We start from the raw sequence: 13,087 nt of genomic DNA, 5'->3' as shown, positions 1-13,087 counted from the left end.
ATTTTTATAACACAAAAAATCCGCTATGAAAGCGGATTTTTTTGGTAAAACAATATTTACATTCTGATTATTTTGGATTTAAAATCAATTCAATTCTTTTAATCGCATCCTCATAATGGTATTTGGTTTCTGCATTTATAGCTCTGGTTTTAGCAACTGCCAAAGTCGTTCTTAAAGCGTTCAACTCACCTCTCACCAATCCTCTCAAGTCAGATTGAGCCACATTGTAAAAATCAGATGGACGACCGGATTTAATTTCTTCTTTCATCAAATACGCCATTCTTTCGATGTATGCTCTTTGCAAATTTCTTCTATAAATCGTCACGTTTGATGGTAAACTAGCCTCTTTCCAAATTCCTTTGCGCATGTCACCCAATAAATCCAAAGCTTTATAATTAGTAGCTCCCATTATTTCTGCATCCATTAATCGACCAAGGCGCTCAAAACTCAATACACTATTTAAATGCCTTGCTTGCAAGTTTCGGAAACGTTCTGTGTACCCTGCATAATTTATGTTTTTTAATGTAGCTACATTCACCAACCACGTTGGAGAAGCAAATGCATTCGCTTGCAACCATTGCATCGCTTCTTGCTGTTTTGCTTTAGGTACAATATCATAAATACTTCCTTTTTGATTTGGTTTTTTGGTCGCTTCATAAACGCCGCCAACATTAGTGACTACATGACCTACATACCTACTCCAAACGCCCAACATTTCTTCGTACAACTCTTCTAAATCCTCATAATTATTAGTGACATCACTCGTCCATTCCGGTAAATGAGCCGCTACGTATTGCAAGTTTTTAAGTCCGTACGAACCCGCTTTCATCGAATTATTCCCGATATCTTCTGTTTGTGAAGTCGGGTCAAAACTGCTACTTTGCGATCCAAATTTATAGATTGGATTTCCCGCTTTTTCCATAATCCATTTGTCTAATGTGGATACTTCAGCTTCTGGCGAAGTCATATTTGGAATGAATCTGTAACCCCAATTGGTGGCGTAATGATCGTAAGGACCCATTTGACGAATGAAACGCACGTTTTTATCTCCGGGTTGTGCGATGTAATTAAAACGGGCATAATCCATCAAACTCGCGGCTATTCCGTTTTTCTGAGTAAAATCGCCATTTCTATAATCTTCAGTGTCATAAGCGCAACTTGCTCCCATATTGTGAGGAAAACCAAGAGCATGTCCCACTTCATGTGCAATAACCATACGCATCATTTCACCCATTTCTTCATCAGTTGTATTTAATGTTCTTGCTGAAGGATTTGCTGCTCCAGTTTCTAACAAATACCGATTTCTGTACGAACGCAAATGGTTGTGGTACCAAATCACATCACTCTCAATAATTTCTCCTGTTCTAGGATCAGAAACACTTGGCCCAACCGCATTTCGTGTCGTACTCGCCACGTAACGAATCACCGAATACCGAATATCTTCTGGGCTAAAATCAGGATCTTGTTCTTTAGTTGGAGCATCTTTAGCGATAATTGCATTTTTAAAACCAGCAGTTTCAAAAGGTTTCTGCCAATCTTCAATTCCTTGCTTGATGTACTTGCGCAATTTTTCTGGCGTGGCAGGATCTAAATAGTAAACAATAGGTTTAATCGGTTCTACCAATACGCCTTTTGCGTAAGCGACAGGATCTTTGGGTTCTAATTTCCAACGGCGGATGTAGGTTTTACTGTCGGATTTTAATTCGTTACTTCCATAATCAATTTGATTCATCGTAAACCAGCCCACTCGCGGATCTGCTAATCGGGGTTGCATTGGTTTTTCAGGCAATAAAATCATCGATTGATTCATCTGGATACTGATTGTTTCTGAATCTGCCTGAACCGGCGGTTTTGAAGCGTTATAGGTAAAATCCTGAATTACTTCAATATTCATGGGGAAACTTTTCATTGTATTGATAAAACTACGGGATTCATCCAGTCCTTTTACTTTGTAGGTTTCTCTCATATCAGCAGATAAACCACTAATTGATTTCACATCTGTGGCATAAAATTTAGTTACATCGATTACCGTATTTGCCGAATCTTTGCTGAACGCTACAATATCAAAAGCAAATAATGTAGGCTCATAATTATTGGATTTTACCGAAATACTGATAGGTAAACTGTCATTAGCCACGGCACTGAATGACTTTAATTTGATCAGGATTTTATCTTGAAAACGCTCCCAAACAATCAATTGCTCGTTCGTCTCAGAACCTGCATTCACGTATCCACCGCCTAAATTAGCTGGAAGTTTTGCTAACCGACTTACCAAAAGCATGTCTTTATTCAAGTATTTATTGGGAATTTCGAAGAAATATTTTTTATCCACTTTATGAACAATAAATAATCCATCGTCAGAAATAGCATCTTTAGTAATGACCTTGCTGTATTCCTTAATCGTGGCTTCCGGTTTCTTTTCCGGTGGCGGAACTACTACAGCATTTTTATCTTTTTTCCTTTTCGATTGTGCAAATTGAGTGGTAGGCACAAGCATTGCCGCAGCAATTGCTGTTAAAATGAAAAATTTCTTCATTTAGTAGTTATTTAGTGGTTAATCAATACCAAAAATAATTTTTAGAGCCTACAAATTGAATAGTATTCATTGGTTTAACTTTTAATTAACAACAATTCAATTTAGTATTTTTCTTTTTATTATCGATAATTTTGCACTATAAAATACAACCTACCAGATTTGGTTTTAGTCTAAAACTATTTACTTTAAGTTAATAAATTCTGAATTTCAAAAAAAAAATTATCTACAAAACACGTATTGCTTTTACGAATCTACGTGTATAACCAGGCTTTTTTAAGCTAGTAATCACCACTTTCATTTCTCGACCTGAGGTAGAATGAATAAAATCACTTTCCATTCCTTTTGGATTTGTTACAATGCCCAAATGACCGATAACATTTCTGGTAGGACTCAAAAACAACAGAATATCTCCTTTTTTCACATCTGAAATTGGGATTTCTTTGCCAAAATTTTCAAACTGTGAAGAACTGCGTGGAACCTGAATTTTGAAATGATTATATACAAAGTATACAAAACCGGAACAGTCAAAACCATCCTTGCTACAACCAGCTGCTACATAAGGCGTACCCAAAAATTCCATTCCGTAGCTCACAATTCTATCTCCTAAGGAATCATCATTTTCAATCGGATTTACAAATGTCTTAGTGACAGTAATTTCATTTTTTTGAGGAGAAAATTTAACTGATTTAAATGCACCATACGCAATACTGCCTAAAACAAGTACCGATAAACCAATAAACAGTGTCAATTTCATGGTATTTATATTTTTAAATTTCATAGTGACAAAATTAAATTAGCATCCTTTAAGTTTATATGATGGGAATCCCTGTTTCTGTATTTCATAATTGAAACAGTAAGATTATGGAATCCCAAAAAGTTCACCTTTACAAATCTAACTAATTTATATCATTTGAAATGATAACGAAGGGAAAAGGCCAAAAGTTAAAAGACAAACAATAAACATACCAAAAAACCTATAGTATAACAATCTTTGTGTGTCTTTAAATACATATAATACAAATTAGTTTTCACAAAAAAAGCCCCAATTCGGGACTTTTAATATTTTTATTCTTCTACTTCGTCTGTACCATGGGATTTTGAATATCCTCTCCATTTCTCGATGCAGTCCTGCAAATCCTGCGGAAGTTCCGTATCAAAACGCATCATCTCACCGGTTGTAGGATGCACAAAACCTAATGTTTTGGCGTGTAAAGCCTGTCTTGGCAAAGCTTTGAAACAGTTGTCAATAAACTGCTTGTATTTTGTAAACGTAGTTCCTTTTAAAATCAAATGGCCACCATAACGCTCGTCATTAAATAAAGGATGTCCTATGTGTTTTAAATGCGCACGAATCTGATGTGTTCTTCCAGTTTCCAGTTGGCACGAAATTAACGTAACGTATCCAAAACGTTCCAACACTTTGTAATGCGTCACGGCAGGTTTCCCTATTTCCGGATCAGCAAAAACCGCCATTTGCATACGATCTTTCAAGTGTCTTGCTAAGTTTCCTTCAATCGTTCCTTTATCAGCCACGACATTTCCCCAAACCAAAGCCACATACTCTCTTTCGGAAGTTTTCGCTTCAAATTGTTTGGCCAGATGCGTCATCGCCGCTTCCGTTTTGGCAATCACCAATAAACCCGACGTGTCTTTATCAATTCGATGCACTAATCCGGGACGTTCGCTGCTGTTCATTGGCAAATTATCAAAATGATACGCCAACGCATGCACTAAAGTTCCGGTGTAATTCCCGTGACCGGGATGCACCACCATTCCTGGCAATTTATTTATCAACAATAAAGTATCGTCTTCATACACAATATCAAGCGGAATATTCTCCGGAATAATATGGTTTTCATAAGGAGGATGCGTAAGCATAACCCGAACCACATCATTGGCTTTCACTTTGTAATTCGACTTTACAGTTGCGTCGTTTACAAAAATATTTCCTTCGGTAGCTGCAGTTTGTATTTTGTTGCGAGTCGCATTTTGAATAAGGCTCATCAAGTATTTATCAATTCGCAAGGAAGCTTGGCCTTTGGGAACTTCAAACCTGAAATGTTCAAATAACTCGTCTTCTAAATCTATTGTATCTATATTATTGTTCATCAACTGGTATTTCTTCTTCTATTGGTGCTGCAAGCGTATCTGCTGCCTTTTCTTCTTCTTCATAACTCATTTTTCCGTCTCCTAAAACCAAATCAATTTTGGATGATTTCAAGACTCTATCCCCTGCTTTCAGGTTTCTTCCTTTGAAACGCATTTCCAATACCATATCTTTTCCAAGATTTGGAACATACGTAACCGATCCTTCTTCAAGTCCTAAAGCTTTCAAAGTCGGCACCGCTTCACGATATGTTTTATTTACTAATTCAGGAATTCGTACGGATGAAAATCCTGAAGTATTTATTTTTATGTATATTTTTCTTCCTACTTTTACCTTTGTACCCGGCGTTGGATCTTGCTCAACCACACTGTATTGCGGAAAATCACTTCTATAATCCACACTATCCAAAAGCACATAATCTAAATCCAACTCATCCAGTTTTTCCTCCACTTGCTCTTCAGTCAATTTACTCAAATTGGGAACTTCAATTTCATGTCCATGATCTGTTGTAAAAGTCAACCAATGCATAAACAAATAGCCCAAAGCAGCAATAATGGCAATCGCAATTAATACTTGTACAAAAAACACACGGCTGGTAAGATACTTACGTAAACTCATAAATTTATTTTTATATGCGGCAAAGATAAAGCTATTTCGTTCCAAAAAAAATGATAATTTTGTTTAATGCTTTTTGGAGCTATTTCCCGCTATCCGTTGCAATCTTTTTATCCGCCGAAAAGGCTGATAAAAAGGATTTCCACTACTATCGGGGCTAGAATCTAGTGCTAAAAACACCTTATTATTTATTCGAACAACTAAGAACAAAACGATACAAAATGAAAAACATTGCCATCATCATGGGCGGATATTCCAGCGAGTATAAAATCTCACTCATCAGCGGAAACGTCGTATATCAATTTCTGGACAAAACGAAATTCAACGGATTCCGAATCCATATTTTCAAAGAAAAATGGGTCTATGTTGATGCTAACGACTCCGAATTCCCTATCGATAAAAATGATTTTTCAGTAACTGTTGATGGTAACAAAATCACTTTCGACTGTGTTTTCAATGCCATCCACGGAACTCCCGGCGAAGATGGATTGATGCAGGCGTATTTCGAATTATTGCATATTCCGCAAACTTCCTGCGATTATTACCAAGCGGCTTTAACGTTCAACAAACGTGATTTATTATCGGTTCTAAAACCATACGGCATAAAAACCGCCACGTCCTATTACTTAAATAAAGGCGATGTTATCAATACGGATGAAATTGTCGCTAAAGTTGGTTTACCTTGTTTTGTAAAACCAAATAAAGCAGGTTCAAGTTTTGGAATTTCCAAAGTTAAAACAGCTGCTGAATTGCCAATCGCAATAGAAGTCGCTTACAAAGAAGACAACGAAATCATCATCGAAAGCTTCCTGGATGGAACAGAAGTTTCAGTTGGAGTTATTAATTACAAAGGAAAAGTAACCGTTTTACCAATAACTGAAATCGTTTCTGATAATGATTTCTTCGACTATGAAGCCAAATATTTAGGTAAATCACAAGAAATAACACCAGCTAGAATCTCGGAGGAAATGACCCAAAAAGTCAGTGAAATAGCCAAACGCGCCTACGAAGTGCTCAAAATGAGAGGTTTCTCCAGAAGTGAATTTATATTAGTAAACGGAGAACCGCATATGTTGGAAATGAACACCATTCCGGGATTAACCACGGAAAGCTTGATTCCGCAGCAAGCCAAAGCAGCGGGAATTTCATTGGAGGATTTGTTTTCAAATGCAATAGAATTGGCTTTAAATAACTAACTTCCCATTATGACCGAAATCTTTGAATGGAACCGATTATTGTACAATGATTTGCCAGAATCCTTTCTTTTAGAAGTCATTTTCCGTTCTACCATAATGTTTATAGTTTTGTTGTTGACATTAAAAGTAGCTGGAAAACGTGGCGTGAAGCAATTATCTGTTTTTGAAACAGTAATCATTATTGCTTTAGGATCAGCTGCGGGAGATCCAATGTTTTATGAAGAAGTCGGAATCATTCCACCCATAACCGTATTTCTGGTCATTATTCTTTTGTACCGATTAGTGACTTGGCTCACTGGGAAAAGTAAACGATTTGAAGAGTTTATAGAAGGTAAAACGGAATGCATTATCAGCGAAGGGAAATTTTCTATTGCTACTTTCAAAAAGGAAAGTCTGGCTCAAGATGAATTCTTTTCAGAACTCCGTTTGAAATCAATAGAGCATTTAGGACAAGTGAAAAATGCATTCATGGAAACCAGTGGCGAAATCAGTGTTTTTTATTACGAGGATAAAGAAGTCCAACCAGGCTTACCAATCCTACCTTTTTTATTTGATACAAAAAGTAAAACGATTCCCGCAGAAGGTATTTATTCCTGCACCTTTTGCGGAAATACACAAAGTCAAAAACCAGGAAATGCGGAATGCAAAGTCTGTGAAAAATTTGAATGGGTCGAAGCAATAAATACAATCAGAAAAACGTAGTTCAACCCAAAGAAAATCGATTCGATTTTAAATCTATCTGATAAAATGAGAAAAGCCATATTTCCGGGATCATTTGACCCAATCACTTTAGGACATGAAGACATCATCAAGAGAAGCATTTCTTTATTTGATGAAATCGTAATTGCCATTGGTATCAATGCCGAAAAAAAATACATGTTTTCGCTGGAAGACAGAAAGCGTTTTATTGAAGAGACCTTTAAAAACGAACCTAAAGTTTCAGTAATAACTTATGAAGGTCTGACAATCGATTTGTGCCATAAGATAAAAGCCGATTTCATCCTGCGTGGTCTGCGCAATCCCGCTGACTTCGAATTTGAAAAAGCAATCGCCCATACCAATCGTCGCTTATCAAAAATAGAAACTGTGTTTTTATTGACCGCAGCAAAAACCTCGTATATCAGCTCCAGCATCGTGAGAGATGTAATCCGTAACGGAGGACAATATGAAATGCTAGTTCCAGATGCAGTTCGAGTAAAATAGTGATAAGTATTCAGTGGTCAGTCGCAGTTTTCGGTCATTAACTGTAGATTAAAACTAAACAACAATAAAATTTGTGGAAAGCGCTGTTAAGCCGTACTTTCACCAAAAATAAAAGCCATTAAACATGAGTATAGAAAGAGAATTAAGTAAACGCAGCGGATCTAAATGTGAACTTTGTGGTGCAACAGAAAACCTAAAAGTGTATGAAGTACTTCCTATAAAAAAAGGTGGTGTAGATGAAAGCATCATGGCTTGCAGTACTTGTATTGATCAAATGGAAAATGCAGGACATGAGGATTTAAACCACTGGAGATGTTTGAATGATAGTATGTGGAGCGAACATATTCCAGTACAAGTTGTTTCTTGGAGAATGTTAAGCCGTTTACGTAAAAATGGTTGGCCTCAAGAATTGTTGGAGCAAATGTATTTTGATGAAGATACTTTAGCATGGGCTCAGGCAACTGGTGAAGGAGAAGATGATGAAAATAAAATTATACACCGTGACAGCAACGGAGTGATTCTTGAAATTGGAGATTCAGTCGTTTTAATCAAAGATTTAAAAGTAAAAGGTTCCAGCATGGTTGCAAAACAGGGAACTGCAGTGCGTAACATTCGCTTAGATCATGAAAATGCGGAATATATTGAAGGAAAAGTAGATGGTCAGACTATTGTAATTATTACGCAATACGTTAAGAAAACATAGTCAAATTAGTTTGCAGTCCAAACACTTCGGGATTAGTGATCAGTGGCTTATTTATAACAAGAAATCGTTAACAGTAATTAAATTTACAGTTAACGATTTTTTTATTGGCATAATGTATTTTTTACTGCTCACTAGAAACTGAAAACTGAACACTAATTTTCCTCTTCTTTCTTAATCACTTTTCGGGCCACTTCGATTTTAAATTTCTTGCCTTTCATTTTTTCGTCTTTAATGGCATGAAGCAAATCTTTAACTTTATTGAATTTCACTGCAGCAAATGAGATAAAATCTTTCACTTCGATTAAACCTAAATCGCCTTTTTCCAGCTTTCCTTTTTGGGAAAAGAAACCTACAATATCAATTTTATTCAGTTTATTTTTCTTCCCGCCACTGATGTAAATAGTTTGAAATTCAGGCGGTTTTGGTAAAGAAGTGGAGTTTTCAACTTTCAAAGCTTCCATTCCGTAATCAATATAATCCATTTTTTTCTCACTTTCATGAGCAATTATATAGGCAGTTCCAGAAGCCAACATACGCGCTGTACGTCCGTTTCTATGCGTAAATTCGTCTTCTTTAGACGGCAAATGATAATGAATAACATGATTCATTTCAGGAATATCAAGTCCACGAGCAGCCAAATCAGTTGTGATTAGATAACTCACACTTCCGTTTCTAAACTGGATTAGCGCGCGTTCTCTTTCGTCCTGATCCATTCCGCCATGATAATACGTGGCATAAATTCCTTTTTCATTCAATGTATCGCTGATACGTTCTGCAGCATCACGATGGTTGCAAAAAACAATAGCAGATTGTGATTTCAACGAACAAATCAAGTTGAACAAACTTCCAATTTTGTCTTTTTCTTTCGAAACCACCATTTTCATGGAAAGATTCGTTTCTTCCACGTTTTCTGGAATAAAATCTAAAATAGTTGGGTTTACAACTCTTGTATATTTTGGAATCTCAATATCTGAAGTGGCCGAAACCAAAACGCGTTTATTCAGTTTTGTTAATTTCCCAATGATAAATGACATTTGCTCATGGAAACCCAATTGCAAGGATTTATCGAATTCATCCAAAATCAAGGTTTGAATTTTATCCACTCGGAAAGTTCCTCTGTCGATATGATCGGCAATTCTTCCCGGAGTTCCAATTAAAACTGCTGGAGGATTGCTTAAATTCTTGATTTCAGTATCAATGGAATGCCCGCCGTAACATACATTTACTTTATAATCAGTTCCCATTTTTTTCCAAACCTGCTCAATCTGCAATCCTAATTCACGTGATGGAACTAAAATCAAACATTGAACCGATTGAATTTCAGGCTGTAACATTTCTAGAATGGGCAACAAAAAAGCCAAAGTTTTCCCGGAACCTGTTGGTGAAAGCAATAAAACATTATTGTCATTCAGGATCGTATCTTGTGCTACTTCCTGCATTTCATTCAGGCTTTCGATACCTAAATTCAAAAGTATATTGTTGGAATGGTGTTTCTTATTCATTTTTTCAATTTGGTGCAAAGGTAATTTTTAATTGTGAGTTATGAATTTTGAATTATCAAATTTCATTCTTTTTCAATCGGAAAATTCCTTTTATTACATTCATTTCTACAGTTATCTAAAAAAAGCTACATTTGAAATTCCATTTAAAAACCGAAATATGAGACTTTTCACATTCCTTTTTTTACTATTCTCCATCAGTTCATTTGCTCAAAAAACGAATAAATACGATACTTTTTTCGAAAAAGGCAATGGAAACCAATCGGCGTCTTATCAAGAAACAATCGCGTATTACAAACTTCTGGCGGATGATTTTCCTACTATTGAAATGCAGAAAATGGGACTGACAGACAGCGGCGAACCGTTGCACATGGTTGTTTTTAATCCTGAAAAGCAATTTGACTTTGGGGCCATCCAAAAAAACAAAGCAGTGATATTACTTAACAACGGCATTCACGCAGGTGAACCGGACGGAATTGATGCTTCAATGCAATTGTTTAGAGATTTAGCCCTAGGCAAAATAAAACCGCCAAAAAACACGGTTATTGTTTGTATTCCAGTGTATAATATTGGCGGCGCTTTAAACAGAAACTCCACTTCAAGAGCCAATCAGGACGGACCAGAAATCTATGGCTTTCGTGGCAACGCCAGAAACTATGATTTGAATCGGGATTTTATTAAATCAGATACCAGAAATACCAAAAGTTTTGTGGAAATATTTCATAAAATAAATGCCGATGTTTTTATTGATAATCACGTTAGCAATGGCGCAGATTATCAATACAAACTCACCTATATTATGACCCAACATAATAAATTGGGAACTGTTTTAGGTGATTTTTTAAATACTGAAATGATGCCGGCTTTAGTCAAAGATTTACAAAAAAAGAACATCGAAACCACACCTTATGTAAATGCTTTTCAGGACACACCAGATAAAGGTTTTGGTCAGTTTTTTGAAAGCCCACGATTTGCAACAGGTTACACATCATTGTTTAATACTATTGGATTTGTGGTGGAAACACACATGCTTAAAAAATATGCCGATCGCGTGAAAGTGACGTATGAATACATGCGTTCCGCAATCGATTTTACAGATGCTAATTACAAAAAAATAAAACAACTGCGATTGAAAAATGAAGAGCAGTATCAACCAAAGAAATCGTACACCATTAAATGGGAAATAGACAGTACCAAAACGGTTCCTTTTTCGTTTTTAGGCTATCAAGCCAGTTACAAAAAAAGTGATGTCACATCAGGAAATCGCTTATATTATGACCGTACAAAACCATTCAAAAAAGACATTCCGTACAGCAAGGAATTTAAATCTGTAAAAGAGATAATCATTCCGGAAGCGTATATCATTCCAAGGGGATTTTGGCCAGTAATCGATTTATTAAAAAGTAATACGATTACTTATACCCAACTAAAAAAAGACACCATAATTGAAGTCGAAAGCTACAGAATTGCAGATTTCAAAACGGTAAATTCAGCTTATGAAGGCCATTATTTGCACCGAAACACTTCGGTAACTTCTAAAATGGAAAAAGTGGCTTTCGCTAAAGGAGATTACGTTATTCCTACACAACAAAAAGGAATCAAATATTTATTGGAAACTTTAGAACCGGAGGCAATCGATTCTTTTTTCAACTGGAACTTTTTCGATACGATGTTGCAACAAAAAGAAGGTTATTCTGATTATGTTTTTGAAGATTCAGCAACACAAATTTTGAAAGAAAATCCAAAATTAAAAGCCGAATTTGATTTGAAAAAACAAAGCGATGTAAATTTTATCAATAATCCGGAAGCGCAACTCGACTGGATTTACAAACAGTCGGTTTATTATGAAAAGGCGCATTTACAATATCCAGTCTATCGTATTTTAAAATAAAAACTCCTTTTTTTTAAGAAATGCCCCCAAATAGTGTTGACTTTCTGGGGGCATTTCTTTTATATAATTTTTTCCTCTTCAAACAATAATTTTATGTTTTCATAGGAATTTTTTAAAGCACCTTGAATTTGTTCTGGATTTAACCAGGCTACTTTTTCGATTCCTTCTTCTAATTGTCCTTGAAGTGTACCATCAAAATTAGTTTGCATTTCGAACCAATGTGTGATTTTCAACTTATATTTTCCATTACGCCTAAAAACATGATATGTTTTTTGAAGTTTGTGAGATATTGACAGCCCATTTACCCCTGTCTCCTCCTCTACTTCACGCACAGCAGTATCCTCAATTTCCTCTCCTTTTTTGATACCGCCTTTGGGTAAATCCCATTTTCCGTTTCTAAAAATGAATAGGACTTCACCTTTTTTATTATACACCAAGCCTCCTCCCGCTTTGCAAACAGGAATTTTTGCTTTCAAAGTCTTCATAATAACGCTTTCATCAGCATGATATAAGTACGCTTTTTGAATTTTATTTTGAAAGATTTTAACTATAAGTTGCTCTATGTCAATACTTTCTAATAGAAATAATTGAAAATCTGTCTCCTTAGAGATATGATTTGTCAAAAAAAGTGGTTTGTCGTTAACAAAAACTTTATACATTTGTAGTATGATTTTTAATAAAGATACCGCCGAAAAAACAGCCGAATTTCTTTTGCAAATAAATGCAATTAAATTGAATCCAGGAAATCCTTTTACATGGGCTTCTGGATGGAAATCACCTATTTATTGTGATAACCGATTAATCCTCTCATTTCCAGCTGTAAGAAATTATATTCGGGATGAATTTTCCAAGAATATTGAAAAACAATTTGGTAAACCAGATGTTATTGCCGGTGTTGCCACTGGAGCAATAGGAATTGGTATGCTGGTAGCGGAAAGTATGGGGCTGCCATTTGTATATGTACGCCCTGAACCTAAGAAACATGGCAGACTAAATCAAGTAGAAGGTTTTTTACAAAAAGGACAAAATGTAGTCGTTGTAGAAGATTTAATCAGTACGGGAAACAGTAGTTTACTTGCTGTTGAAGCTTTGCGTGAAGCGGGAGCCAATGTCAAAGGTATGGCTGCCATCTTTACTTACGGCTTTGATGTTGCAGAAGAAAATTTCAAAAACGCAAATGTTGATTTATTTACTTTAAGTAATTATCCAAACTTATTGAATTTAGCGGTTGCTAAAAGATATATCTCTGAGGATGAAGAATTAACACTAAGAGAATGGAATTCAAGTCCGTCTACTTGGAATACTGAAGTCTAAATTAAAAAATAAAAATAAAAACC

The 13,087-nt window shown here is 35.7% G+C and carries 12 protein-coding genes; 6 read left to right on the top strand and 6 right to left on the bottom strand.

From position 1 onward, the window contains the following. Positions 1–67: 67 nt before the first annotated feature. The 4 genes from BC952_RS11210 to BC952_RS11195 form a co-directional block, all read right to left on the bottom strand. The gene (locus BC952_RS11210; RefSeq protein ID WP_121365737.1) at positions 68–2,536 is read right to left on the bottom strand and encodes a zinc-dependent metalloprotease; all 2,469 of its coding nucleotides are present in this window, start codon (positions 2,534–2,536) and stop codon (positions 68–70) included. Between the two features lie 223 nt (positions 2,537–2,759). Continuing rightward, positions 2,760–3,290 carry a C40 family peptidase gene (locus tag BC952_RS11205; RefSeq protein WP_167445769.1) on the bottom strand — a complete coding sequence of 177 codons (531 nt, stop codon included), beginning with the start codon at positions 3,288–3,290 and terminating at the stop codon, positions 2,760–2,762. Between the two features lie 311 nt (positions 3,291–3,601). Continuing rightward, positions 3,602–4,645, bottom strand: coding sequence for an RluA family pseudouridine synthase (locus BC952_RS11200; RefSeq protein ID WP_121365735.1), 1,044 nt, complete (start codon positions 4,643–4,645; stop codon positions 3,602–3,604). After that, complete coding sequence (locus BC952_RS11195) at positions 4,635–5,261, bottom strand: PASTA domain-containing protein (RefSeq protein WP_121365734.1); 627 nt, start codon at positions 5,259–5,261, stop codon at positions 4,635–4,637. The genes BC952_RS11200 and BC952_RS11195 overlap by 11 nt, the downstream gene beginning before the upstream one ends. Positions 5,262–5,479: 218 nt before the next feature. Between BC952_RS11195 and BC952_RS11190 the strand changes: the two genes are divergently transcribed. From BC952_RS11190 to BC952_RS11175, 4 genes are all read left to right on the top strand, one after another. Beyond that, on the top strand, positions 5,480–6,454 hold the full coding sequence (locus tag BC952_RS11190; RefSeq protein WP_121365733.1) for a D-alanine--D-alanine ligase: 975 nt from the start codon (positions 5,480–5,482) through the stop codon (positions 6,452–6,454). Between the two features lie 9 nt (positions 6,455–6,463). After that, entirely contained in the window at positions 6,464–7,156 is a 693-nt protein-coding gene (locus BC952_RS11185) for a DUF421 domain-containing protein (protein WP_121365732.1), read from the top strand. Between the two features lie 45 nt (positions 7,157–7,201). Continuing rightward, entirely contained in the window at positions 7,202–7,657 is a 456-nt protein-coding gene (gene coaD / locus BC952_RS11180; RefSeq protein ID WP_113666132.1) for a pantetheine-phosphate adenylyltransferase, read from the top strand. A gap of 124 nt (positions 7,658–7,781) precedes the next feature. Beyond that, complete coding sequence (locus BC952_RS11175; protein ID WP_121365731.1) at positions 7,782–8,360, top strand: PhnA domain-containing protein; 579 nt, start codon at positions 7,782–7,784, stop codon at positions 8,358–8,360. 152 nt (positions 8,361–8,512) lie between these two features. Here the strand turns inward: BC952_RS11175 and BC952_RS11170 are convergent, their stop codons facing one another. After that, entirely contained in the window at positions 8,513–9,862 is a 1,350-nt protein-coding gene (locus tag BC952_RS11170; RefSeq protein WP_121365730.1) for a DEAD/DEAH box helicase, read from the bottom strand. A 157-nt stretch (positions 9,863–10,019) separates the two neighbouring features. Here BC952_RS11170 and BC952_RS11165 point away from each other — a divergent pair, with 157 nt between their 5' ends. Next, entirely contained in the window at positions 10,020–11,750 is a 1,731-nt protein-coding gene (locus BC952_RS11165) for a M14 family metallopeptidase (RefSeq protein WP_121365966.1), read from the top strand. Between the two features lie 59 nt (positions 11,751–11,809). Here the strand turns inward: BC952_RS11165 and BC952_RS11160 are convergent, their stop codons facing one another. Further along, positions 11,810–12,409: an NUDIX hydrolase gene (locus tag BC952_RS11160; RefSeq protein WP_091168065.1), complete on the bottom strand. Its 600-nt coding sequence runs from the start codon at positions 12,407–12,409 to the stop codon at positions 11,810–11,812. Positions 12,410–12,416: 7 nt separating this feature from the next. Between BC952_RS11160 and pyrE the strand changes: the two genes are divergently transcribed. Then, positions 12,417–13,064, top strand: a complete 648-nt coding sequence (gene pyrE / locus BC952_RS11155; protein ID WP_121365729.1) for an orotate phosphoribosyltransferase — start codon at positions 12,417–12,419, stop codon at positions 13,062–13,064. The last annotated feature ends 23 nt before the right edge of the window (positions 13,065–13,087 follow it).

Source organism: Flavobacterium limicola (genome assembly GCF_003634755.1).
Classification (GTDB): domain Bacteria; phylum Bacteroidota; class Bacteroidia; order Flavobacteriales; family Flavobacteriaceae; genus Flavobacterium; species Flavobacterium limicola.
This window is presented reverse-complemented; position numbering and strand designations above follow the sequence as displayed.

What these genes read in the sequence shown, in the direction of transcription:
- BC952_RS11210 (WP_121365737.1), bottom strand. Translation starts at nt 2,536, where the DNA reads ATGAAGAAATTTTTCATTTTAACAGCAATTGCTGCGGCAATGCTTGTG.
- BC952_RS11205 (WP_167445769.1), bottom strand. Translation starts at nt 3,290, where the DNA reads ATGAAATTGACACTGTTTATTGGTTTATCGGTACTTGTTTTAGGCAGT.
- BC952_RS11200 (WP_121365735.1), bottom strand. Translation starts at nt 4,645, where the DNA reads ATGAACAATAATATAGATACAATAGATTTAGAAGACGAGTTATTTGAA.
- BC952_RS11195 (WP_121365734.1), bottom strand. Translation starts at nt 5,261, where the DNA reads ATGAGTTTACGTAAGTATCTTACCAGCCGTGTGTTTTTTGTACAAGTA.
- BC952_RS11190 (WP_121365733.1), top strand. Translation starts at nt 5,480, where the DNA reads ATGAAAAACATTGCCATCATCATGGGCGGATATTCCAGCGAGTATAAA.
- BC952_RS11185 (WP_121365732.1), top strand. Translation starts at nt 6,464, where the DNA reads ATGACCGAAATCTTTGAATGGAACCGATTATTGTACAATGATTTGCCA.
- coaD (WP_113666132.1), top strand. Translation starts at nt 7,202, where the DNA reads ATGAGAAAAGCCATATTTCCGGGATCATTTGACCCAATCACTTTAGGA.
- BC952_RS11175 (WP_121365731.1), top strand. Translation starts at nt 7,782, where the DNA reads ATGAGTATAGAAAGAGAATTAAGTAAACGCAGCGGATCTAAATGTGAA.
- BC952_RS11170 (WP_121365730.1), bottom strand. Translation starts at nt 9,862, where the DNA reads ATGAATAAGAAACACCATTCCAACAATATACTTTTGAATTTAGGTATC.
- BC952_RS11165 (WP_121365966.1), top strand. Translation starts at nt 10,020, where the DNA reads ATGAGACTTTTCACATTCCTTTTTTTACTATTCTCCATCAGTTCATTT.
- BC952_RS11160 (WP_091168065.1), bottom strand. Translation starts at nt 12,409, where the DNA reads ATGTATAAAGTTTTTGTTAACGACAAACCACTTTTTTTGACAAATCAT.
- pyrE (WP_121365729.1), top strand. Translation starts at nt 12,417, where the DNA reads ATGATTTTTAATAAAGATACCGCCGAAAAAACAGCCGAATTTCTTTTG.